At 71.4% G+C, this 22,124-nt stretch carries 18 protein-coding genes and 2 tRNA genes; 5 read left to right on the top strand and 15 right to left on the bottom strand.

The features are described from left to right. Positions 1–957, bottom strand: a complete 957-nt coding sequence (locus AC4F3Q_RS02005) for an ABC transporter permease (protein ID WP_491038513.1) — start codon at positions 955–957, stop codon at positions 1–3. Between the two features lie 86 nt (positions 958–1,043). Next, complete coding sequence (locus AC4F3Q_RS02000; protein WP_491038512.1) at positions 1,044–2,633, bottom strand: ABC transporter substrate-binding protein; 1,590 nt, start codon at positions 2,631–2,633, stop codon at positions 1,044–1,046. A gap of 172 nt (positions 2,634–2,805) precedes the next feature. On the opposite strand from AC4F3Q_RS02000, the gene AC4F3Q_RS01995 reads away from it, so the two are divergent. After that, entirely contained in the window at positions 2,806–3,504 is a 699-nt protein-coding gene (locus AC4F3Q_RS01995; RefSeq protein WP_491038511.1) for a FadR/GntR family transcriptional regulator, read from the top strand. A 3-nt stretch (positions 3,505–3,507) separates the two neighbouring features. Here the strand turns inward: AC4F3Q_RS01995 and AC4F3Q_RS01990 are convergent, their stop codons facing one another. The 4 genes from AC4F3Q_RS01990 to AC4F3Q_RS01975 are packed head-to-tail and all read right to left on the bottom strand — an operon-like array spanning position 3,508 to position 6,680. Beyond that, the gene (locus tag AC4F3Q_RS01990) at positions 3,508–3,753 is read right to left on the bottom strand and encodes a hypothetical protein (protein WP_491038510.1); all 246 of its coding nucleotides are present in this window, start codon (positions 3,751–3,753) and stop codon (positions 3,508–3,510) included. Further along, positions 3,750–5,729 carry a ferrous iron transport protein B gene (gene feoB / locus AC4F3Q_RS01985; RefSeq protein ID WP_491038509.1) on the bottom strand — a complete coding sequence of 660 codons (1,980 nt, stop codon included), beginning with the start codon at positions 5,727–5,729 and terminating at the stop codon, positions 3,750–3,752. Before feoB ends, AC4F3Q_RS01990 begins: the two co-directional genes overlap by 4 nt. Next, complete coding sequence (locus AC4F3Q_RS01980) at positions 5,726–6,001, bottom strand: FeoA family protein (RefSeq protein ID WP_491038508.1); 276 nt, start codon at positions 5,999–6,001, stop codon at positions 5,726–5,728. The genes feoB and AC4F3Q_RS01980 overlap by 4 nt, the downstream gene beginning before the upstream one ends. 55 nt (positions 6,002–6,056) lie before the next feature. Beyond that, on the bottom strand, positions 6,057–6,680 hold the full coding sequence (locus AC4F3Q_RS01975) for an L-threonylcarbamoyladenylate synthase (RefSeq protein ID WP_168446143.1): 624 nt from the start codon (positions 6,678–6,680) through the stop codon (positions 6,057–6,059). A gap of 125 nt (positions 6,681–6,805) precedes the next feature. Between AC4F3Q_RS01975 and AC4F3Q_RS01970 the strand changes: the two genes are divergently transcribed. Continuing rightward, the gene (locus tag AC4F3Q_RS01970) at positions 6,806–9,667 is read left to right on the top strand and encodes a cation-translocating P-type ATPase (RefSeq protein ID WP_491038507.1); all 2,862 of its coding nucleotides are present in this window, start codon (positions 6,806–6,808) and stop codon (positions 9,665–9,667) included. 27 nt (positions 9,668–9,694) lie between these two features. Here the strand turns inward: AC4F3Q_RS01970 and aroA are convergent, their stop codons facing one another. From aroA to AC4F3Q_RS01950, 4 genes are read right to left on the bottom strand one after another with little or no spacing between them, the layout of a single operon-like run. Beyond that, complete coding sequence (gene aroA, locus AC4F3Q_RS01965; RefSeq protein WP_491038506.1) at positions 9,695–10,957, bottom strand: 3-phosphoshikimate 1-carboxyvinyltransferase; 1,263 nt, start codon at positions 10,955–10,957, stop codon at positions 9,695–9,697. Between the two features lie 57 nt (positions 10,958–11,014). Beyond that, entirely contained in the window at positions 11,015–12,430 is a 1,416-nt protein-coding gene (locus AC4F3Q_RS01960) for a glycosyltransferase family 2 protein (RefSeq protein ID WP_491038505.1), read from the bottom strand. Then, positions 12,427–13,296 carry a HEAT repeat domain-containing protein gene (locus AC4F3Q_RS01955; RefSeq protein WP_491038504.1) on the bottom strand — a complete coding sequence of 290 codons (870 nt, stop codon included), beginning with the start codon at positions 13,294–13,296 and terminating at the stop codon, positions 12,427–12,429. The genes AC4F3Q_RS01960 and AC4F3Q_RS01955 overlap by 4 nt, the downstream gene beginning before the upstream one ends. After that, complete coding sequence (locus tag AC4F3Q_RS01950; RefSeq protein WP_491038503.1) at positions 13,296–13,664, bottom strand: response regulator transcription factor; 369 nt, start codon at positions 13,662–13,664, stop codon at positions 13,296–13,298. Before AC4F3Q_RS01950 ends, AC4F3Q_RS01955 begins: the two co-directional genes overlap by 1 nt. A gap of 106 nt (positions 13,665–13,770) precedes the next feature. On the opposite strand from AC4F3Q_RS01950, the gene AC4F3Q_RS01945 reads away from it, so the two are divergent. Continuing rightward, complete coding sequence (locus AC4F3Q_RS01945; protein ID WP_491038502.1) at positions 13,771–15,849, top strand: ATP-binding protein; 2,079 nt, start codon at positions 13,771–13,773, stop codon at positions 15,847–15,849. Beyond that, entirely contained in the window at positions 15,846–16,010 is a 165-nt protein-coding gene (locus AC4F3Q_RS01940) for a hypothetical protein (protein WP_491038501.1), read from the top strand. Before AC4F3Q_RS01945 ends, AC4F3Q_RS01940 begins: the two co-directional genes overlap by 4 nt. 9 nt (positions 16,011–16,019) lie before the next feature. Here AC4F3Q_RS01940 and AC4F3Q_RS01935 read toward each other — a convergent pair whose 3' ends face one another. The 4 genes from AC4F3Q_RS01935 to AC4F3Q_RS01920 form a co-directional block, all read right to left on the bottom strand. Further along, positions 16,020–16,721, bottom strand: coding sequence for an alpha/beta fold hydrolase (locus tag AC4F3Q_RS01935; RefSeq protein WP_491038500.1), 702 nt, complete (start codon positions 16,719–16,721; stop codon positions 16,020–16,022). An 89-nt stretch (positions 16,722–16,810) separates the two neighbouring features. Further along, a tRNA-Met gene (locus AC4F3Q_RS01930) sits at positions 16,811–16,884 on the bottom strand. Between the two features lie 186 nt (positions 16,885–17,070). After that, a tRNA-Met gene (locus tag AC4F3Q_RS01925) sits at positions 17,071–17,144 on the bottom strand. A 93-nt stretch (positions 17,145–17,237) separates the two neighbouring features. Next, on the bottom strand, positions 17,238–20,255 hold the full coding sequence (locus AC4F3Q_RS01920) for a UPF0182 family membrane protein (protein WP_491038499.1): 3,018 nt from the start codon (positions 20,253–20,255) through the stop codon (positions 17,238–17,240). Between the two features lie 144 nt (positions 20,256–20,399). Between AC4F3Q_RS01920 and AC4F3Q_RS01915 the strand changes: the two genes are divergently transcribed. After that, positions 20,400–20,960, top strand: coding sequence for a PPA1309 family protein (locus AC4F3Q_RS01915; RefSeq protein WP_491038498.1), 561 nt, complete (start codon positions 20,400–20,402; stop codon positions 20,958–20,960). A 1-nt stretch (position 20,961) separates the two neighbouring features. On the opposite strand, the gene AC4F3Q_RS01910 is transcribed toward AC4F3Q_RS01915, so the two are convergent. Then, the gene (locus AC4F3Q_RS01910) at positions 20,962–22,092 is read right to left on the bottom strand and encodes a YlbL family protein (protein ID WP_491038497.1); all 1,131 of its coding nucleotides are present in this window, start codon (positions 22,090–22,092) and stop codon (positions 20,962–20,964) included. Between the last annotated feature and the right edge of the window lie 32 nt (positions 22,093–22,124).

Genomic DNA, 22,124 nt, shown 5'->3' with positions numbered 1-22,124 from the left:
TCACACCGTCCTGATCCGGGGGTTGATGAGCACGTAGAGCATGTCGACGACGACGTTGACGATCACGAAGGCGAGGGCGACGGCGAGCGTGACTCCCTGCACGAGGTTGGGCTCGTTGTTCGTGACGCCGTTGAGGATGAGGGTCCCCATGCCCGGCAGCGCGAAGATGATCTCGATGACGACCGCTCCGCCGATGAGGTAGCCCACGCGCAGGCCCAGCACGGTCACCGGGGTGATGAGCGCGTTGCGCAGCACGTTCCGCGCGACGACGACGACCTTGGGGATGCCACCGCCGATCGCGGTGCGGACGTAGTCCTTGTCGAGCTCCTCGACGGTCGAGGTGCGCACGACGCGCGTCAGGGAGCCGGCGACGGGGATCGCGAGGGCGAGCGCGGGGAGGATCATCCGGGCGAGGTACGCGCCGGGGTCCTCCGAGATCGCGGGCAGCGCGCCAGACGCGGGCAGGAGGTCCAGCCCGAGCGTGAAGCCCTGGATGAGCAGGACGGCGAGCCAGAACGACGGCGTCGCGACCGCGGCGATCGAGATCACGCGGACCACCTGGTCGATCCAGCGGTCGCGGTAGACCGCGGCGAGGACACCGAGCACGAGCGCGACGACGACGGCGACGGCGAGCCCGATGAACGTCAGCTGCAGGGTGAGAGGAAGAGCCTTGGCGACCTCGTCGACGACGGGGATCTGGCGGGCGCTGTACGTCCCGAGGTCCCCTTGGACGAGTCCGACGAGGAAGTTCCCGTAGCGGACGAGGAGCGGGTCGTCGAGGCCGTTCGCCGCGCGGAACGCTGCGCGGGCCTCGAGCGAGGCGCCCTCGCCGAGGGCGGTGATGGCGGGGTCGATCTTCGAGAACTGCATGACGAAGAAGACCAGGAAGGTGATGCCGAGGATCATGAAGGGAAGGACGAGAGCTCTTCGCCCGATGAGCCGGAGCAGAGCGACCATGCTCGTGCCTCCTAGTTCGTGGATGGTTCGGGGGTGCAGGGGCGGGCCCAGGGGGAAGACCCGCCCCCGCACCGGTTCACGTCGTCCTACTTGGCGACGCCGACGTCCAGGAAGGACAGTCCGGTGAGGCCGATCGGGCGGAACCCGACCAGGTCGTCGCTGTTCCAGCCCGTCGCGAGCTGACGGTGGAAGAGCGGGTAGAGCGGGACCTCCTCCGAGATGAGGTCGAACGCTTCGTTCCAGGAGTCCTGCTGCTCCTGGCCGGTCGCCTCGACGGCGGCGTCGAGGTGCTTGGTGAGCTCGTCGAACTCGCTCGTCTCGTTCCACCGGTAGCGGGACTGCGACCAGACGTTGTCGCCGTACCACCAGCGCATGAGCAGGTCGGGGTCGTTGCCGAAGACCGACGGGTCACCGGGAGCGACCATGACGTCGAGGTCGCCGTTGTCGACCTTGGTGTACTGCCCGCCGGACTGCCCGATGTCGAGGGTCGTGCTCACGCCGATGGCGTCGAGGTCTTCCTTGATCAGTGGGGCGACGTCCGCGACCCAGTCCGTGTCGGTCGTCATGAGGTTGATGCTCAGGTTGCTGACGCCGGCCTCCGCGAGGAGGGCCTTGGCCTTGGCCGGGTCGTACGTGTAGACGGTCGACGCCTGGTGGTAGTTCGGGTGCGACTCGGGCAGGAAGCCGGTGGCGGCCTTCGCGTTGCCGAGGAGACCGGTGTTGATGATCTTGTCCATGTCGAGCGCGTAGAAGAACGCCTGGCGCACGCGGACGTCGTCGAACGGCGCCTTCTGGGTGTTGAACATCATGAAGAGCAGCCCGAAGGACTGGACGGTCTCGACGTCGACCTGGTTGGCGAGCCCGTCGACGTCGATGTACGGGACGGACTCCATCGCGGAGATCGTCCCGGACGAGAGCGCCGTGACGCGCGCGGCGGAGTCGGAGAGCAGGTTGAACGTGATGCCGGCGGCCTTCGCGGGGCGGGGGCCGGTGTAGGCGTCGAACCGTTCGAACGTGATCTTGTCGTCCGGCGTCGCGCTCGTGAGCTTGTAGGGCCCGGTGCCGACGGGGATCGAGTTGAAGGCCTCGTAGTCGGACTCGACGAGGGCCTTCGGGACGATCTTGACGACCGAGAGACGCTCGGCGAGGAGGCTGAACGGGTACTTGGTCGTGATCTTGACCGTGTCCTCGTCGACGGCCTCCACCTTGTCGAGGAACGTGATGAAGCCGGCGTAGAGCGAGGAGTTCGCGGGGTCCTGGACGCGCTCGAACGAGTAGACGACGTCGTCCGTCGTGACGGGCGTGCCGTCGTGGAAGACGGCGCCCTCGCGCAGGTCGACCTCGTACGTCGTGTCGCCTGTCTGCTCGGGCATGTCGGCGCCGAGCGCCGCGTAGACCTCGCGGGTGACCGGGTCGAGCTCGGTCAGGCCCTCGAGCGTGTGCCAGTTGGCCGCGACCGTCACGGCACCCGTGGTGACCATGGGGTCGAACCCGCCGCTCAACGAGTATGAGATGCCGGCCTCGATGGTCGCGTCCGGGTTGATCTCGCCCGCGGCCGCTCCGGGGGCGTCCGAGCTGCTGGGGGTCGTGTCGCCGCCGCCGCAGGCCGACAGCACGAGGGACGCGGACGCCGCCAGGGCGATGATCGCGACCGGTGTGCGGCGAGCTCCAATCAACGTTGATCTGCTCACAAGCTACTCCTCCGTTGGGAAGATCGGACGTATGATGTCTGATCTATAGGCTAGACCGTACGATGGCGAACCAAGAGGAGCAAGAGAGATGTCCGTCACAGATAGGTCACGAATGACTCCGACCCGGCAACAGAGCCCAGCGCACCCCACCCCGACGATGTCGCGCGCATCCTCGACCGCCGCACAGATCAAGGATTTCATCCTCACCCAAGGGCTGAGACCAGGAGACCCCCTGCCGACCGAGGCAGAGCTCTGCGCGCTCCTCGGCGTCTCACGAGGAAGCGTCCGTGAGGCCGTCCGCACCCTCGCGACGCTCGACATCGTCGAGGTCCGCCACGGCCACGGCACGTTCGTGGGGCAGATGTCCCTCGACGCCCTCGTCGAGGCCCTCGTCTTCCGCGGGGTCCTGAGCCCCGGCGACGACCTCCACGCGCTCCGCGAGGTGCTCGACGTGCGTCAGGCCCTCGACCTCGCCTTCGCCGACAAGGTCGCGGCCGCATTCAAGGGCACGACGAACCCCGAGATCTCCGCGCTCGTCGACACGATGAACGAGCTCGCCGCCCAGGGCCTCCCGTTCACCGAGGAGGACCGCCAGTTCCACGCGCTCATGCTCTCGCGGCTCGACAACTCGCTCGTCGCCCAGCTCGTGACCGCGTTCTGGGACGTGCACACCGCCGTGCTGCCACGGCTCGGCGTCCAGGTCCCCGAGGACATCACGCAGACCGTCCACGCCCACGGCGAGATGCTCGCCGCCGCCGAGGCGGGCGACGCCGAGGCCCTGCGCCGCTCGATCACCCACCACTACGACCCGCTCCGGCGCGCCCTCTACCCGGAGACCGCCGACCTGCTCGCGTGAGCCTCACCCGGCGAAGGGGCACCCTGCGCACGCGACCGACGCGAGCGGCGACGACGCCGTCGGGCAGGACCCGCAGCCGTCCGCGGACGTGCGCCCGGACACCATGACGAGGCCCAGCCGGCGCGCGAGGTCGAGCGCCGCGTCGACCGCACCGGGATCGACGCCGAGGTCCGCGGCGATCCGGCGCGCCGTCGCCCCCTCCCCGGCGCGTGCGACGACGTCGGCCACGAAGCCCTGGCTGGTCGTCACCACCACAGCCTCCCGACCTGGAACACCGCGACCGCGAGGAGCCACGCCGTGACGAGCTGGATCGCGACCGCGACGGCCGTGCGGCGCGCGCCCAGCAGGCGGGCCTGCTCGGCGACCGTCGCGAGGCACGGCGTGTAGGTCAGGACGAAGACGAGGAACGCGATCGCGGCGACTGCGCCGTGGCCACCGGAGCTCTCGTCGAAGGACGCGCGCAGGCGCTCTGCGAGGCTCCCGCCGTCTGCCGGGTCTTGCGGCTCGTCGACCGCGAACGACTGTGCGAACGCCCCGACGACGACCTCCTTCGCGACGAAGCCCGTCGCGAGCGCCGCCGTCGCATGCCAGTCCCCGAAGCCGGCCGGCCCGAACACCGGCGCCGCGGCCTGCGCCGCCCACCCGTACGCGCTGTCCCCCACCGGGACGTCCGCGACCTGGTGCTCGCCCGTGACCGGGACAGCCTGCAGGAGCCACACGACCGTGAGGGTCAGGACGATGATCGTCCCCGCCTTGCGCACGAACGCCTCGACCCGCTTGCCCGCGGACAGCAGGAGCGCCCGCAGCCGCGGCCGCTGGTAGGCGGGCAGCGCGATCACGAGCGGCTCGCGGCCGAGGTCCCGGAAGACCGTGCGGCGCAGCACGAGGCCCACCACGACCACCATGAGCACCGACACGACGTACATCGCGAGCACGACCGTGCCGGCGTGGTCGGGGAAGAACGCCCCCGCGAGGAGCACGTACACGGTCAGCCGCGCCGCGCACGACGTGTACGGCACGAGGAACGCCGTGAGCGTGCGCTGCCGGGCATCCGGGAGCGTGCGGGTCGCGGCGAGCGCCGACAGGTTGCACCCGAACCCGACGACGAGCGGCAGGACCGCGCGGCCGTCGAGACCGATCGCGCGCATCGCACGGTCGGCGACGAACGCGGCCCGGGCGAGGTAGCCCGAGTCCTCGAGCAGCGCGACGCCGACGAACATCATCCCCATGAGCGGCGCGAACGACAGGACCGTGCCGAGGCCCGCGACGAGGCCGTCGACGACGAGCCCCTCGAGCCATGCCGGCCCTGGCATCACGTCGGCGAGGAGCCCTGCGAACCAGCCGCCCACCGCCCGGTCGACAAGGTCCATGAGCGGCGCGGCGACCGACGTCGCGACCTGGAACGCGAGCCACATGACCACGAGCAGGACGGGCAGGCCGACCCACGGTTGCAGGAGCCACCGGTCGACGCGGTCGGTGACGCTCGGGCGAGCCGTCTCAGGGACGTCGACGACCGCACGCTGCACCTCGTCGACCCAGGCGAAGAGCACGTCGGCGTGCGCGAGCTCGGCCTCGAGAGAGACCGGCTGCCGGGGCTCGGCGCGCTCGGGGGCCGAGCGCGCGACGAGCGCCGCGAGGGACGTGGTGCTGGACGTGTCCGTCGGACCGGCCGTGGCCGCGCCGTCGAGCACGCGCCGCACCTCGCGGGCGAGCGCGTCTCCTCCGCGGCCGCGGCGCGGGTCGATCGCGACGACCGGCACGCCCAGCGTCTCCGCGAGCGCGACGGCGGGGACGGGCGCGCCTGCGCGCGCGGCGACGTCGTTCATCGTCACGGCCACGACGACCGGCACGTGCTGCTCCGCGACCTGAGCGAGCAGGTACAGCGAGCGCGGCAGGGCGGACGCGTCGACGAGCACGACGACGACGTCGGCACGGTCGGGCCCGCGGTCGGCGACGGCGGCCGCGGTGACCTCCTCGTCGGGCGACCGCGCGAGGAGCGAGTACGTGCCGGGCAGGTCGGTCAGCCGCACCGGGCGGTCGTCTGCGCTCCACGTGCCGCGGTGCAGCTCGACTGTCGTGCCGGGGGCGTTCATGACGTGCTGACGTGCGCCGGTGAGGAGGTTGAAGAGCGTCGACTTGCCGACGTTCGGGTTGCCGACGAGGAGGACCGTCGGGACGTCGAGGGTCCGCGCCTGCGGTGCTCCCGCGGGCTCGTGGCAGCTCATGAGGCCTCGGCGGGGAGGTGCACGCGGATCGCGCGGACGGTGGGCCCGTCGACGCCGAGCCGCGTGCCGGTCGTCACCCCGCGCGACGCGCTCGCTCCGGGCGTGCCCAGCGCGAGCACGCGACCGCCGAAAGCGGCACGGTTGAGCACGCGGACCGTCGCACCCGGGCGCAGCCCGAGCTCGCCCAGCCGGAAGGTCACGTCGGCGCCCGCACCGACGTCGACCGAGGCGATGCGCGCCGTCGCTCCGACGGGAAGGTCCACGAGGTCCATGCGCCGAACGTAACGCTGAGGTAAGGCTAACCTCCCGGGACGGAGGTCCCGGGGGCTACTCGAAGCGCGTCGTGTCCCCCGCACCCGCACGTGCCACGACAGGGTCGCCGTCCGAGAAGTCGACGACGGTCGTCGGCTCGGTGCCGCACTCCTCTCCGTCGTCGACGATCGCGTCGAGCACCGCGTCGAGCTCGTCCTTGATCCGCCACCCCTCGGTCATCGGGGCTTCGTCACCGGGCAGGATGAGCGTCGAGCTGAGCAGCGGCTCACCGAGCTCGCTCAACAGCGCCCGCACGACGGGATGGCTCGGGATGCGCACACCGACGGTCTTCTTGCGGGGGTGCGCGAGGCGCCTCGGCACCTCTTTCGTCGCCGGCAGGATGAACGTGTAGGGGCCGGGGGTCGCCGACTTGACCGCACGGAACGCCTTGTTGTCCACATGGACGAACTGGCCGAGCTGCGCGAAGTCCGCGCACACGAGCGTGAAGTGATGGTCCGGACCGAGGCCGCGGATCTTGCGGATCCGGTCGGCACCGTCATGGTTGCCGATGCGGGAACCGAGCGCGTAGCAGGAATCGGTCGGGTAGGCGATCACGGCGTCGTCCTGGAGGAGCGCGACGACCTGCGCGATCGACCGCGCCTGCGGGTCACGAGGATGCACGTCGAAGTAGCGAGCCATGATTCAGCGTAGCCCTGGGCCCCGGCTCCCCGCACCGCCGCCAGACCGCCCGCCACCCGCTCCGCTGCGGCCGCGCGGGTCGTGCGACCCGAGCGCCCACGGCGCTCGGGCGAGACACTGGGGGCATGAGCCCCGATCCCTCGACCACCGAGATCGCGGACGTCTCCGTCGTCGACGCGCACGACGTCGCGCGCCGTCTCGGCACCGACCTCGCCACCGGCCTGCCCTCGGTCGAGGCGGCAGCGCGGCTCGCCCGCGACGGCGCGAACGAGCTCGCTCCCCCGGACCGCGTGCCCGCATGGCGCAAGGTGCTCGCCCAGCTCCGCGACCCGCTCGTCGTGCTGCTCCTCGTCGCGATCGCCGTGTCGTTCGTCGCATGGCTCGTCGAGGGCGCCCAGGGCGTCCCGTTCGAGGTGATCGTCATCGCCGTCATCGTCATGGCGAACGCGGTGCTCGGCTATGCGCAGGAGGCGCGCGCCGAGGCGGCGGTGGCAGCGCTCGCCGACATGAGCGCCGCGCACGCGACGGTCGTGCGCGACGGCGAGACCAGGTCGGTCCCCGCGGCCGAGGTCGTCGTCGGCGACCTGCTCGTGCTCGGCGAGGGCGACACGGTCGCCGCCGACGCGCGCCTCGTGTCGGCGGCCGCGCTGCGCATCGCCGAAGCATCGCTCACCGGCGAGAGCGAGCCCGTGCTCAAGGACCCCGCGACCCTGCCTGCGCCCGCGGCGCTCGGCGACCGGCTGTGCCTCGTGTTCTCCGGCACCGCCGTCGCGCAGGGGTCCGGGCGCGCCGTCGTCACGGCGACCGGGATGCGCACCGAGATGGGTCACGTCGCCGACCTCCTCGCGTCGACCGTCGAGGAGCCGACGCCCCTGCAGCGCGAGATCTCCGGCGTCGGCAGGATGCTCGGCGTGGTCGTCGTCGTGATCGCGCTCGTCGTCGTCGTGACGATCCTCGCGACGTCGCACGTCCGCACCCTCGACGGCCTCGTGACCGTCCTGCTCCTCGGCGTCTCGCTCGCCGTCGCCGCCGTCCCCGAAGGGCTTCCCGCGATCCTCTCGGTCGTGCTCGCGCTCGGTGTGCAACGCCTCGCCAAGCGGGGCGCGATCGTCAAGAAGCTGTCGTCCGTCGAGACCCTCGGCTCGGCGACGGTCATCTGCTCGGACAAGACCGGGACGCTCACCCGCTCCGAGATGACGGTCGAGCGTGTCGTGACAGCGTCGGGCGAGGTGACGTTCACCGGCGAGGGGTACGCCCCTGAGGGCCAGGTCAGGGTCCCCGACGACGACGCACCCCTGACCCCCGGCACGCACACCGAGCTGTTCCTCGAGGTCGCGATGGTCCTCGGCGGCGGCTCCCTCGCCAACGACTCGTCGCTGCGCCGCGACGGCGACCGCTGGGTCGCGCAGGGCGACCCGACCGAGGTCGCGTTCCACGTCGCCGAGCGCAAGCTCGGCACGACCGAGACCCGCACCGCACGCTTCGAACGGGTCGGCACGGTGCCGTTCACGTCGGAGCGCAAGATCATGTCGACGCTCGAGGCGGACTCCGCGCCGGACGCCGCCGACCATGCGCTCGTCACGAAGGGTGCCCCCGACGTCCTCCTGGACCGCTGCACGCACCAGCGCGTGGGCGACGACGTCGTCCCTCTCGACGACGCGGCGCGGGGGCGCGTGCTCGCGCACGTCGACCGCCTCTCCGACATGGCGCTGCGCACTCTCGCGGTCGCGTACCGCCCGCTCCCCGACGTCGCCGACAGCCTCGACGACGACGCGCTCGCCGAGCTCGAGCGCGAGCTCGTCTACGTCGGCATGGTCGGCATCATCGACCCGCCGCGCCCGGAAGCCGCGACGGCGATCGCCGAGGCGCACCGCGCCGGGATCCGCATCGTCATGATCACGGGCGACCACCCGCGCACCGCAGGCCGCATCGCCGGCGACCTCGGCATCGTCGAGCCTGGGGCGCGAACGCTCACGGGGACCGAGCTCGACGAGGTCGCCGCCCAGGGGCCCGACGCCGAGGCGCAGGCCGTGCGCGACGTCTCGGTCTACGCGCGCGTCGCCCCGCGGCACAAGATCGAGATCGTCGACCTGCTCCAGGCCGACGGCGAGACGGTCGCGATGACGGGTGACGGCGTCAACGACGCGCCCGCCCTCAAGTCCGCTGACATCGGCGTCGCGATGGGCATCACGGGGACCGAGGTCTCGAAGCAGTCCGCGACGATGATCCTCGCCGACGACAACTTCGCCACGATCGTCGACGCCGTCCGCGAGGGACGCGGCATCTTCGACAACATCCGCAAGTTCTTGCGCTTCCTGCTGTCGTCGAACATGGGTGAGGTCGCGACCGTCTTCTTCGGTGTCGTCCTCGCGGGCGTGATCGGCCTCGCGAGCGACGACGGCACGCTCGTCCTGCCGCTGCTCGCGACCCAGATCCTCTGGATCAACCTGCTCACGGACACCGGCCCTGCGCTCGCGATGGGCGTGGACCCGGCGACCGAGGACATGATGGCGCGCCGCCCGCGGCGCCGCGACGAGCGCGTGATCGACGGGCGCATGTGGCGCGACGTCCTCGTGGTCGGCGCGGTCATGGGTGCCGTGTCGCTGCTCGCGATCGACCTCGTCCTGCCAGGCGGCCTCGTCGAGGCACCCGCCGCCGTCGCCGGTGCAGGCACCCTCGAGGTCGCGCGCACCGCCGCGTTCACGGTGCTCGTGCTCGCGCAGCTCTTCAACGCGTTCGCGGCCCGCTCGGAGACCGTCTCCGCGTTCCACGGGGCGTTCGCGAACCGCTGGCTGTGGGGGGCGACGATCCTCGCCGTCGTGCTGCAGGTGGTCGTCGTGAACGTGCCGGCGCTCGGCGAGGCGTTCGGCACCGCGCCCCTCACGGGGATGCAGTGGCTCGTGTGCGTCGGCCTCGCGAGCACGGTCCTGTGGGTCACCGAGCTGCGCAAGGTCTTCCTGCGGGCAGCAGACCGGCGCCGGGCGTGAGCCTGGGCCGTCGGGCCCTCGGGACGGTCAGCCGCGCAGGCGCGCGACCGTGTCGGCGAGCACGTCGTGGAACGCCGGGAAGGTCTTCTTCACGCACGCCGGGTCGTCGAGCGTGACCCCCTCGGCGCGCAGGCCTGCGATCGAGAAGGCCATCGCGATCCGGTGGTCGCGGAACGTCTCGACGTGCACCGGCTGGTACTCGCCGGGGTAGATCTCGATCCAGTCGTGCCCCGTCTCGACGCGGATGCCCGCGCGGCGCAGGTTCGAGGCGCACGCCTCGAGGCGGTCGCACTCCTTGACCCGGGTGTTGTAGACGTCCTCGATGCGCACCGGCCCGTCGGCGAACGGCGCGATCGCGGCGAGCGTCGGCATCGTGTCGGAGATGTCACGCATGTTGACCGTGAGGCCGCGCAAGGTGCCGGTGCCCGTGACCGTCGTCGCGGCCTGCGTCCTCTCGACGTGCGCGCCCATCTGCTCGAGCACGTCGACGAACGCGAGGTCACCCTGCAGGGCGCCGGCGCCGAGGTGCGGGACGGTGACGCTCTCGCCGAGGAGGGCCGCGGCGGCGAAGAAGTAGCTGGCCGACGACGCGTCGGGCTCGATCGCGTACTCGCGCGCGACGTACGGCTGCGGGCGGACGCGATAGGTGCGACCGTCGACCTCGACCTCCACGCCGAACGCGCGCATCATCTCGGTGGTGATCCGCACGTACGGGACCGAGACGAGGTCCGTGACCTCGATCGTCATGCCGTCGCGCGCGAGCGGCGCGACGAGCAGGAGCGCGGTGAGGAACTGTGACGACGTGCCCGCGTCGAGGGTGACCGTCCCGCCAGGCAGGGCGCCCGTCCCCACGACCGTCACGGGGTGGTGGTCGGGCTCGCCCGGGAACTCGAGCTGCGCACCGAGCGCCGCGAGCGCGTCCGTCAGGGGCGCCATGGGGCGGCGGCGCATCTGGTCGGACGCGTCGAAGCGGAAGGTGCCCGTGCCGGTCGTAGCGAGCGCGGGCAGGAAGCGTGCCGTCGTCGCGCCGTCGCGGCAGAACAACGCGACGTCGTCGACCTGCGGGCCGGTCGCCGAGCCGTGGATCGTCCACACGCTGCTCGTCACGTCACCGGTCGTCCGGGTCCCCTGCTCGACGGCGTACCCGAGCGCGCGCAGTCCCTCGACGAACGCTTCCGTGTCGTCGGAGAGCAGCGGGTCGACCAGCGTGGTCTCGCCGCCCGTAGCGGCCGCGAGCAGCAGGGCGCGCGCGGTGATGGACTTGGAGCCGGGGATCTGGACGTGGACCACGCCTCGGATGGTAGCCGAGGGCGCTCAGGCCTCCGGAGACCGTCCCACGGTCGGCGATCAGGCTTGCGTGAAGCCCGCTCGAGTCATCTCGCCCCACTCGGACTCCTTGCGGCGCAGGGCCCGCAGAACCCCGACGGCGCGCCACCACGAGTGCACGAAGTGGAACCAGAACGGCTCCGCGATCGCTGCCCACAGGAGCGCCGCGACGTCGCGAGTGCGCGGATACCGCGCGAACGACACCTCCTCGACGAGCATCGCCGCGAGCGAGCCGAGCGTCGCCAGGAGGACCGACGCACCGACGTACATCCACAGGAGCGACCACGGCAGCGTTCCCGTCACGAGCCCGACCGCCACGACCCCGAGGCCGACGAGCTCGATGAACGGCCCCACGAGCTCGAACAGCACGAAGTACGGCATCGTGATGACGCCGAGCACGCCGTACCGGGGGCGACCGATCATCTTCCGGTACTTCCAGAGCAGCTCGCCGAGGCCCTGCGACCACCGCTCGCGCTGGCGCTTGAGCACCGACACCCGGTCGGGCACCTCCGTCCAGCAGACCGGCTCGGGGCTGAACACGATCCGGAACGGCACGCCACGGTCCCGCATCATGCGGTGCAGGCCCACCACGAGGTCGGCGTCCTCCGCGAGCGACGTCGCGTCGAGGCCGCCCATCTCGACCACCGCCTGCCTGCGGAAGATCCCGAACGCCCCCGAGATGATGAGCAGCCCGTTGAGGCTCGACCAGCCGGACCTGCCCACGAGGAAGGCGCGCAGGTACTCGAGGACCTGCGTGCGCACGACGAGGCTGCGCGGCACGCGCGTCGCGACGATGCGCCCGTCGCGCACGAGCGCACCGTTCGACGGGAGCACGACCCCTCCGGCCGCGACGACCCTGTCGTCGTCGATGAACGGTTGCACGACGTGCAGGAGCGCGTCCGGGTCCAGGATCGAGTCCGCGTCGATCATGCAGACCAGCTCGTGCGACGCGACACGCAGCCCCGCGTTCACGGCGTCCGACCGGCGCCCCACGCTCTCCTTGCGCACGAGCACGAGGCCAGGGTTCGTCCGCGAGCGCAGCGTCTCGGTCGTCGCCCCCTCCTGCTCGATCGACTCGGACACGGCCAGGCGGTCCGGGACGAGGTCGAACACCTCGATCAGGATGGCGGCCGTACGGTCCCGCGAGCCGTCGTCGACGACGACGACCTCCGTGCGCGGGTAGCGCAGCCTGAGCAGCGCCGTGACCGACTCGCGGATCACCGCCTCCTCGTTGTGCGCAGGCACGATCACCGAGACGCCGGGAGCGAGCGGGTTCGCGAACGTGAGCGCCTGCGTGAGCTCCGCGGGCCACGCCACCTCGTCGGTGATCGCGGCACCGGCCCGCACCACCAGCAGGATGTAGACGAGGTTGTAGATCAGGTAGTAGACGACCAGCACGGCCGTTACGACGGTCACGATCGTGGTCAGCGCCGTCATGCGCCCCTCCCCGTCGAGCCGAGCTGTGCGAGCGCCGCATCGATCTCGCGGCGCTCGGCGCTGCCGAGCGCCGCACGGGACCGGGCGACGCTGAGCGCGGGTACGGACGCGGGCGAGCCAATCCGCCCGAGCGCGACCGCGGCACGCAGCCGCAGGGTCGGGTCCGTGCCAGCGAGCGCCTCCTCGAGGCGCGTCCGCGCGTCAGCGAGGCCGAGGTACCCCGCGGCGTCGACCGCGAGCCTGCGCACGCGCGGGTCCGGGGAGGTCCACGCGGCGTCGAGCTGGTCCGCGCGCGTCGGCGCGGCCTGGACGATCGCCATCGCCACGCCGCTCATCGTCACGCCCGCCCTGCGCGCCGCGACGGCGTGCACGAGGGCGGGCAGGGCCTCGGCGGCGCGCGCCTGGCCGAGGGCCTGCACGGCGGTCGCGCGCACGCCCGCGTGCGGGTCGCGCAAGAGCCCGACGACCGGTCCGGGATCTCCGCCGGGCGCCGCGGCGACGTAGAGCTGGACGGCCCGCGCGCGGCGGACGGCGCTGCGTGACCTCATGCCGCGGCGCGCCTCCTCGAGGAAGCCGTGCTCGCGCAGCCACGCGCCGAGCGCCTCGCGGTCTGCCCCGCGCACCTTGTGGGACATGGACGCGGCGACCTGCCCCATCATCGTGCGCAGCCTGCGCCCTGACGGCAGCGGCGGGTCCTCACCGTCGGTCACGGCCAGGACGACCGGCAGCACCTCCGCGCGGGCGCGCTGCTCGCGCCGTCTGCTCAGCGTCGTCCCCGCGCGCGTCCCCGCGATGAGGAGCATGAGGACGACGACGGCGGCGGCGACCGCGACGAGCGTCGCCGCCGTGGCGTCGAGAACTCCCATCAGGTCCGCGCGAGGATCGACTCGGCTCGCACGACGAGCTCGCGGGTGCTGAACGGCTTCTGCATGTACTCGTCCGCGCCCGAGCGGAAGGCACGCTCGAAGTCGCTTTCCTGCGCCTTCGCGGTGAGCATGAGGATGCGGGTCCCGGCAAGGTCCGGGTCGGCGCGGACCGTCTCGCACACGGCGATGCCGTCCGGCCCGGGGATCATCCAGTCGAGCACCACCAGGTCGGGGCGCTGCGCGCGGATCGCGGCGAGAGCCGCGTCACCGTCCTCGACCTGCGCGACGTCGTGCCCCGCAGACCTGAGCTTGTGCGCCACGAGGGCGGCGATGTCGATGTCGTCCTCGACGACAAGGATGCGTGCCATGCTCCAGCTCCTCGTCCTGCGCCCGACCGCCCGGCCTGGGAGGTCGTCGGCGACGGTGTCCTCCCAGCATAATCAACGGGAACGACTTCCACGCGAGGGGGGGCACATGCCCACGAGCCTGCTCATGCACACCCGGACGCGCTCCCAGATGGCACTGCTGCACGTCGCGCTGCTCGCGGTGGCGCTCGCGCTCGGATCCGGGGCGGCGAGCCTCGCCCGGGGCGGGCCCGTGTCCTTGTGGTGGCCCGCTGCCGGTGTCGCCGTGCTCGCGGTCCTCGCCCTCCCGCGCGAGCTGCGCTGGCTAGGCCTGGCCGACGTCGCGGTCGTCACGATGGTCGCGAACGTCCTCGCGCACCGAGACCCGGTCCTGGCGGCCGGGCACGGGGTCGCCAGCGCGGTCGAGGCGGGTGTCGCCGTCCTCGTGCTCATGCGCGGGCGCCGAACGCCCGCGCTGGTGACGATGAACGACCTGCTGCGCCTCCTCGTCGGCGCGTGCTTCGGTGCGCTCGCAGGCTCGGCGGTCAGCGCCGTCGGGTTCCTCGCGGTGACGGGCGAGGTGCCCGTCCGGGCGCTGCTCACGATCGTGACGAGCCACGCGTCGGCGATCCTCATCATCGTGCCGGTCGTCATCGGCGGCGACCACCCTGCGGCGCGGCGCGGTCCTCGGCACGTCGTCCAGGTGGCGCTCCTCCTCGCGGTCGTGCTCCTCGTGTTCTGGCCCGGCATCCACCTTCCGCTCACCTACCTGCCGATGCCGTTCCTCGTGTGGGCGACGTTCCTGTTCTCGACGCGGCACGTGGCCGTGCAGCTCCTCCTCGTCGCGACGGCCGTCACGACGCTCACCGCGCTCGGTGGCGGACCGTTCGCGACGGCGGACGGCATGCCCGACCCCGGGGTCGAGCTGTCTGTCATGCAGGTGTTCCTGCTGACCTACGGCGTGTCGATCCTCGCGTTCGCCGTGACGCAGGAGGAGCGGCGGCACCTTCGCGACCACCTCGCCGAGCGCGAGCAGATCCTCCAGGGCGGGATCGTCGACGCCCAGTTCGGCATGATCATCATGAACGAGCTGTCCCCCGACCGGATCCAGGTCCTCCAGAGCAACCGGCTCGCCGCGCGGCTCCTGCCCGAGGTCCCGTTCGTGCGCCGCGACCTGCTGAACGAGGTCGACGGTGAGGAGCCCGAGCTGCCGCTCCTGCCCCTCGACACGGCGGGACGCTCGGCGTTCATCGACGCGATCGACTCCGTGCGCATGTCCCCCCGCGGCGAGGTCTCCGCCGAGCTCGACGCCGCGGGCGGGCGTCACCTCGAGCTGCATCTGACGCGTGCCCCGCGCGGCAACGGCGAGGCGCTCCTCACCGCGCAGCTCATCGACGTGACGCAGCAGCGCCGGGCAGACGCTGCGATGCTGCGCGCCCTCGAGGACGAGCGCGCCGCGGCCGAGCACCTGCGCGACCTCAACCAGCAGAAGGACGACTTCGTCTCGACGGTGAGCCACGAGCTGCGCACGCCCGTGACGAGCATCCTCGGCTTCGTCGAGCTGCTCGTCGACGAGACGGACGTCACGGAGGAGCAGCGCCGCCATCTCGAGGTGCTCGAGCGCAACGCCCTGCGGCTGCGGAACCTGGTCGAGGACCTCCTCACGGTCGGCGCGGGCGCGCAGGGCCGGGCGGTCGCCTCCCCCACCGACCTGCGGGCCCTCGCAGCGGACGTCGTCGAGGAGCTCACGCCGTCGGCTCACCGACGTGACGTGACGCTCCAGCTGCTGGCTGGTGGACCGGTGCGCGCCCTTGTGGCTCCGAACGACATCTCTCGCGTCGTGACGAACCTCGTGACGAACGCGATCAAGTTCACGCCCGCGGGCGGGCTCGTCGCGGTGCAGGTGGCGCAGCGCGCGGACGACGTCGTCCTGACGGTCACGGACACGGGCGTCGGGATCAAGCGCGAGGACCTCGACCGGGTGTTCGACCGGTTCTACCGCAGCTCGAGCGCGTCCTCGCGGAAGGTCCCCGGCGCGGGTCTCGGCCTGACGCTCGTGCGGAGCCTCGTGACGCGCAACGGCGGCACGGTCGACCTCACGTCGAACGGCACGAGCGGGACGCAGGCCACCGTGCGCCTGCCCGCGGCGCAGCCCGACCCGGCGCCGGTCGCCGCCCCAGGGCCGGCGCACGCCCCTGACGTGCCGTGACGGCCGGACGAAGGTCCAATTTCGGATGCGACGCTCTCCGCACCTCCGAAGGGCTCGCCGCAGCGGCCGCCCCGCACGGGTTCCGGCTCCGTCGCTCGACGACGTGGTCGGACGGCTTCGACACCCTGCTCGTCGCCGAGCTGGCGCTCACCGAGGCCTGAGGCTGCGCGTCAGGACGCGTCGACCGCCTCGACGATCACCGTCGCGAGGTCGTCGGGTCGCGTCATCTGCGGCCAGTGACCCGTCGGCAGGTCGACGTACTCGACGTCCGTCATGCGGGCGAGCTCCGCGACCATCGGGTGCCCGTGCGCGACCAGGCCGGCGAGAAGCTCTCCCGAGAACTCGCACGCGACGATCGTCGCGGGCACACCGAACCGACGCTCGTCGCGCAGCACCTGGGGATCCTGCGCGACGCCGCGCGGCTGCGGGACCGCCCGCGCGCGGAACTCGGCGCGCAGACGGTCGTCGAGGTCGACGAGGTCCTCGTCGTCGAACAGCTCCCAGGGTGGGAGCGGCACGTCCCCGTCGACCACGGGGAGCTCGTCGTTGATCGCCTCGCCGTCGCCCAGCGGGCCTGCGTCCACGTGGATCACGCGCGCGACGGCGTCGGGCCGCGCATCCGCGGCAGCGTGCGCGATCGCACTGCCGCCAGAGTGCCCGACGAGCACGACCGGCACGCCCGCGGCGTCGATCTCCCGGACGACGGCGGCCACGTGGTCCGCGAGGCCGATGCCGCTGCGGTCCGCGTCGACGGACTCGAGCCCCGGAAGGGTCAGGGGGCGTGCGACGTGCCCGGCGCGCTCGAGCGCCTCGGTGACGACTGACCAGGAGCTCGCGTCGAGCCAGAAACCCGGGATGAGGATGACGTGCATGGCTCGACGCTATCGCCGTCACGAGCCTCGCGGGGTGTTCCCGAGATGCCGAAGGGCCTGTGATCAGCTGATCACAGGCCCTTCTCTCGTAGCGGGGGCAGGATTTGAACCTGCGACCTCTGGGTTATGAGCCCAGCGAGCTACCGAGCTGCTCCACCCCGCGTCGGTAACCACCACCCTACGGGGTTCTCAGGCGAACACCAACCTGGCGGGATGTCGGCCGCCTCACACCTCTCTGCGGCGGCGCCCGCAGCCGGCGGGAAACAGGCGCCCGCCTGCAGCGGGCGGGAACCAACAGTGGCCCCCACATCTGTGAGGGCCACGGTCGAGAGTCTGTCGACTCGATCTGTAGCGGGGGCAGGATTTGAACCTGCGACCTCTGGGTTATGAGCCCAGCGAGCTACCGAGCTGCTCCACCCCGCGTCGGTACCTCAACTGTACGGAACTACGCGCTGGCGACCAAATCGGCGGCCCGGGAGTAGCTCCCGAGCCGCCGACCTGCGGATCCGCCAGGCGTCAGCCCAGCGCCCCCTCTGCCTCGAGCGCCTTCTGCAGCGCGTCGTTGAGACGCTTCTGCGCCTCGCCGTACTTGGCGAAGTCACCGGCCGTGAGGGCCGCCTCGCTGTCCTTCATCGCCTGGTTCGCAGCCTGGAGAGCGGCGTCGAGCTGTTCACGCGGCGTCCCGGGCGCGGGCGGCGTCGCGGGCGCGGTGGGTTCCGTAGGCGCAGGTGTGTCCGTCGGCGCAGGCGTCTCCGTCGCGGGCGGCGTCTCGCCGTCGGTCGGCGGCACCGGCGTCGTGGGCACGCCCGTGTCGGGCACCTCTTCATCCAGATCGACGCCGGAGTCGCCGCTGAACACCTGGTCGAGCGCCTCCCCGAGCGTGTCCGCATAGCCGACCTTGTCGCCGAACGAGACGAGGACCTTGCGCAGCAGCGGGATCTTCGTGCCGGTCGAGGACTGCACGTACACGGGCTGCACGTACAGCAGGCCACCGCCGACGGGGACCGTCAGCAGGTTGCCGTTGAGCACCGTCGAGTTACCGCTCTTGAGGATGTTGAGCTGGTCGGAGATCGTCGGGTTCGAGTTGAAGGTGTTCTGCACCTGCCCGGGCGCCGGGACTGTCGAGTCCTTGGGCAGCGTGAGGAGCCGCAGCTTCCCGTAGCCCTCGGCAGGTTTCCCCGCCACGTTCCCAGCCTCCGAGTCGACAGCCAGATAGCCCGTGAGGATCTGCCGGTCAGAGTTACCACCCGGGATGAACGTCGACATGAGCGAGAACGCCGGCGACGTCTGGTCCGGCATCTGCAGCGACAGGTAGTACGGCGGCTGCAGCGCCGCGTTGGTCGTCCCCGTGGCTGTCGGCTCGACCGGGTTCGTCCACATGTCCAGCCCCGAGAAGAACACCGCGGGAGAGGTCACGTGGTAAGAGGAGAGCAGCGAGCGCTGCACCTTGAACAGCCCCTCCGGGTACCGGATGTGGCTCATCAGGTCGCCGGAGATCTCGTCGATCGACGTGAGGGAGGTCGGGAAGATCTTCGACCATGCCCGCAGGATCGGATCCTCCGCGTCCCACGCGTACAGCGTGACGGAACCGTCGTAGGCGTCGACGGTGGCCTTGACCGCGTTGCGGATGTAGTTGACCCGCTCCGGCGCGAGCTGCGCGACGGCCGCGCGTGCGGTCAGCGAGTCCGTCGTCGCGTCGTCGAGCGATGCCGACGCCGAGTACGGGTAGTGGTTCGTCGTCGTGTAGCCGTCCACGATCCACTTGACGCGACCGTCGACCACAGCGGGGTACACCCGACCGTCGAGCGTCAGGTACGGGGCGACCTTCTGCACGCGGGTGCGCGGGTCACGGTCGTAGATGATCTGCGACTCGGAGTTCACGCGGTCGGAGAAGAGGATCTGCTCCGTGCCGAACTTGATCGAGTACAGCACCTTGTTCACGAAGCTGCCGATCGCGGGACCGACCGGCGTCTCCTTGGTCGGGAACGTCGTGAGGACCTGGCCGCTCGCCGTGTCCGGGTAGTCGAGCTCCCACGGCTCCGTGCCCTCAGGAGCGCCGACGATCGAATACTGCGGGGAGCTCTGACCGAAGTAGATCCGCGGCTCGTACTCCCCGAGCTCGCCGACCGACGGGATGCCGCCCTCGAAGAAGGCCGGCTGCCCGTCCGACGTCGTCGAGTTGCCGAACGCAGCAGCGACGCCGTAGCCGTGGGTGTACACGGTGTGGTCGTTGACCCAGTTGCGCTGGTCGTCACCCACGCCGGCCAGGTTGAGCTCACGCACCGCGATCACGGTGTCGCGCTTCTCCCCGTCGATGTCGTAACGGTCCACCGAGAGCGTGTCCGCGAAGTCGTAGTACTGCTTGTTCTGCTGGAGCTGCTTGAACGAGGGGCTGACGATCGACGGGTCGAGCAGGCGGATCGAGGCGGTCGTCTCGGAGTCCTCGCGCAGCGCGCCCGCGGTCGCGGTCGTCTTCGCGTCGTACTCCTGCTCGGCGACGTCGTCGATGCCGAACGCCTTGCGCGTCGCGTCGATGTTCCGCTGGATGTACTCGGCCTCGAGCTCCTGCGCGTTCGGCTTCACCTGGAACCGCTCGACGATCGCGGGGTAGATCCCCCCGATCGCGATCGCGGACACGACCATGAGCCCGACACCGATCGCCGGGAGCCGCCAGTTGCCGCGGATCGCGGTCAGGACGAACAGCACGGCGACGAGCACCGCGACGCCGGCGAGGATCGCCTTGGCAGGCACGACCGAGTTGATGTCCGCGTAGCCGGCACCGGCGAACCGCTCCCCCTGGGTCGTGAGGATCGCGTACCGGTCGAACCAGTAGTTCGCGGCGAGGAGCAGCATGAACGTGGCAGCGAGCACGGAGAGCTGGACGCGGGCGGCGCGCGTCGCACGCGAGTCCCCCGGCGCGACGGCACCGGCGCGCAGACCTCCGTAGAGGTAGTGCATCGCGAGGGACGCGATGAGCGAGACGATCAGCACCGCCATGAGCAGCGACACGAAGAAGCGCAGCGCGGGGAGCGTGAAGACGAAGAAGGAGATGTCGAGCCCCCACTGCGGGTCCGTCACGCCGAACGACTCGCCGTTGAGCCACAGGAGCACGTCCTCCCAGCGTGCCGCAGCCGCGAGGCCGGCGAACACGCCGAGCACGGCGGGCAGCGCGACCATCACGAGCCGGCGCAGCGGCTCGATCGCCTCGCGGTACTGGTCGAGCGTGGCCTGCTCAGGGGTGGACGGCGCGTACACGGGCCGGTTGCGGAACGCGAGGTTCAGGTTGAGCCCGACCACCCCGGCCATGATGGCGAAGGCGACCGCGAAGAGCGCGGCCTTGGTACCCCACTGCGTCCAGAGCACCTTGGAGAAGCCGAGCTGGTCGAACCAGAGCACCTCGGTCCAGAAGTTGGCGGCGAGGAGCACGAGGGCGACGATGACCGCCAGGACTGCGGCGGTGACGCCGAGCGGGCTCACCTTCCGGCGCTCGCCGCTCGCGCGCCGTACCGGTCGAGGAGGGTTGGCAAAAGACACGGGGTTCTACCTCTGGTCGGGAACGGTTCCTTCTGGGCCAACGTACGGCACCCAGGTGCGGTTCCACCGGTCAGGTCCTGTTCTCCGATCGTGACCTGCCGCGCGGGGCGCGGCGGCACCGGGGACCTCTGGGAGAATCGAGGCATGACGAACGAGAACGCGCGCACCTACACGCTCGAGGAGCTGACCCTCGCGAACACGGTGCAGGAGATCGAGACGCACGTCGCGCAGGGCGGCTGGGACGGTCCGCCGCGCGTGTTCGCGATCATCCGCACGAAGGAGGCGCTCGAGACGACGCCCGAGCTCGCGACCCAGATGCCCGAGCTGCTCGTCCAGCTCGAGGCGAACGAGCTGAGCATGCTGTCGATCGAGCAGGAGGGACTGCCCGACACCGAGACGCTCGAGGAGCTTCTCGGTTCGCTCACCTGGCCGTCGACCGTGCACGGGGCGGGGATCGTCGTCGAACGGGTCATGGTCCCGCCGGAGGCCGAGGCGCAGATGCCCGCCGACCCGGACGAGGCTCTCGCCTTCCTCCAGGACCACCCGCAGCGTGAGGATGTCCGCCTCGCGGTCGGCGTCCTGCGAGACGGACCGTCGTGGTGCGCGATCCGCACGCGCCGGCACGACGACGCGTCGAAGGTCGCGACGGGACCGGACCTCGTGCCGGGGCTCGTGGCCGGGCTCCGCGCGACGTTCGAGGACTAGCTCAGGAGCAGCCGGGGAGCGTCGCTCCCCGGCCCGCGCCGATCGCGACGACCGCGTCGTAGGCCTCGGCGAGCGTCTCGACGGACACGACGGTCATCCCGTCGGGGACGTGGTCGACGACCTCGTCGCAGTTGCCGCGCGGCGCGAGGAACCACGTCGCGCCCTCGTCGCGGGCACCGCGCATCTTGAAGGTGATGCCGCCGATCTCACCGACCTCGCCGGCGATCGTCTCGAGCGTGCCCGTGCCGGCGATGACCTGGCCGTCCGCCTCGTCCTCGGGGGTGAGCAGGTCCATGATCCCGAGCGCGAACATCATCCCGGCGCTCGGCCCGCCGACGTCGTCGATCTGCACCGTGACCGGGAAGGGCATGTCGAAGTCGATCTCGAGGCTCACGCCGAGGTAGGCGCGGCCGCCGGAGGCGCTGGTGACGATCTCCAGGTCGAGCGGCTTGCCGTCGCGCAGCACGCCGACCGTGACCGTGCTGCCCGGGGTCTTGCCGTCCATGAGCGTCGACAGGTGGTCGAAGTCCGTGAGCTCGACGCCGTCGAGCGTGGTGAGGACGTCGCCCGGCTCGACGACGCCGACCGCGTTCATGCCCGGGTCCGCGCTCACCACCGTGAGCGTCGAGGGCACGTCGATGCCGAGCTGGCGGAGCGCCGCGACGCTCGCACGCTCCTGGCTCGTGACCATGTCCGCCTGGTTGACCTGCGTCGTCTGGTCGACGGTGACGCCCTGCGGGTAGATGGCCTCGAGCGGGTAGACGCCCTCGTCCGGGTCGAACCACGCCCGCACGAGCCGCAGCACGGGGACGCGGCTGTCCGGGTTGCCGAGCGCGGAGACGGTCGTCAGGCGCAGCTGGCCGCTCGGCTTGAACGTCTCGCGGTCCTCGATGACGATGACCCGGTCGTCGCCCTCCCCGCCGAGCGTGTCGAAGCTGGGCCCAGGCATCCGCACGACGAACGAGGTCGGCAGGGCGAGCATGATTGCGAGGCCGAGCGCCGCGACCACGACTGCGACCGACTGCACGACGGCGCGCCGCGTCAGCAGCGGCGCGGGCGGCTCGGGTGACGGTCCAGGGCTCGTGTCGAGGTCGTCGAAGAGCTCGGGACCGGGACGCTTCTCGTCAGGCACGGCCCCATCATCGCCGACGTTCCTGAAGATCC

This window comes from Flavimobilis sp. BM9 (assembly GCF_058313055.1).
This window is presented reverse-complemented; position numbering and strand designations above follow the sequence as displayed.

Excerpts from the sequence above, each read along its gene's own strand:
- AC4F3Q_RS02005 (WP_491038513.1), bottom strand. The coding sequence starts at position 957 with ATGGTCGCTCTGCTCCGGCTCATCGGGCGAAGAGCTCTCGTCCTTCCC.
- AC4F3Q_RS01995 (WP_491038511.1), top strand. The coding sequence starts at position 2,806 with ATGTCGCGCGCATCCTCGACCGCCGCACAGATCAAGGATTTCATCCTC.
- feoB (WP_491038509.1), bottom strand. The coding sequence starts at position 5,729 with ATGAGCTGCCACGAGCCCGCGGGAGCACCGCAGGCGCGGACCCTCGAC.
- AC4F3Q_RS01980 (WP_491038508.1), bottom strand. The coding sequence starts at position 6,001 with ATGGACCTCGTGGACCTTCCCGTCGGAGCGACGGCGCGCATCGCCTCG.
- AC4F3Q_RS01975 (WP_168446143.1), bottom strand. The coding sequence starts at position 6,680 with ATGGCTCGCTACTTCGACGTGCATCCTCGTGACCCGCAGGCGCGGTCG.
- AC4F3Q_RS01970 (WP_491038507.1), top strand. The coding sequence starts at position 6,806 with ATGAGCCCCGATCCCTCGACCACCGAGATCGCGGACGTCTCCGTCGTC.
- AC4F3Q_RS01960 (WP_491038505.1), bottom strand. The coding sequence starts at position 12,430 with ATGACGGCGCTGACCACGATCGTGACCGTCGTAACGGCCGTGCTGGTC.
- AC4F3Q_RS01955 (WP_491038504.1), bottom strand. The coding sequence starts at position 13,296 with ATGGGAGTTCTCGACGCCACGGCGGCGACGCTCGTCGCGGTCGCCGCC.
- AC4F3Q_RS01950 (WP_491038503.1), bottom strand. The coding sequence starts at position 13,664 with ATGGCACGCATCCTTGTCGTCGAGGACGACATCGACATCGCCGCCCTC.
- AC4F3Q_RS01945 (WP_491038502.1), top strand. The coding sequence starts at position 13,771 with ATGCCCACGAGCCTGCTCATGCACACCCGGACGCGCTCCCAGATGGCA.
- AC4F3Q_RS01935 (WP_491038500.1), bottom strand. The coding sequence starts at position 16,721 with ATGCACGTCATCCTCATCCCGGGTTTCTGGCTCGACGCGAGCTCCTGG.
- AC4F3Q_RS01915 (WP_491038498.1), top strand. The coding sequence starts at position 20,400 with ATGACGAACGAGAACGCGCGCACCTACACGCTCGAGGAGCTGACCCTC.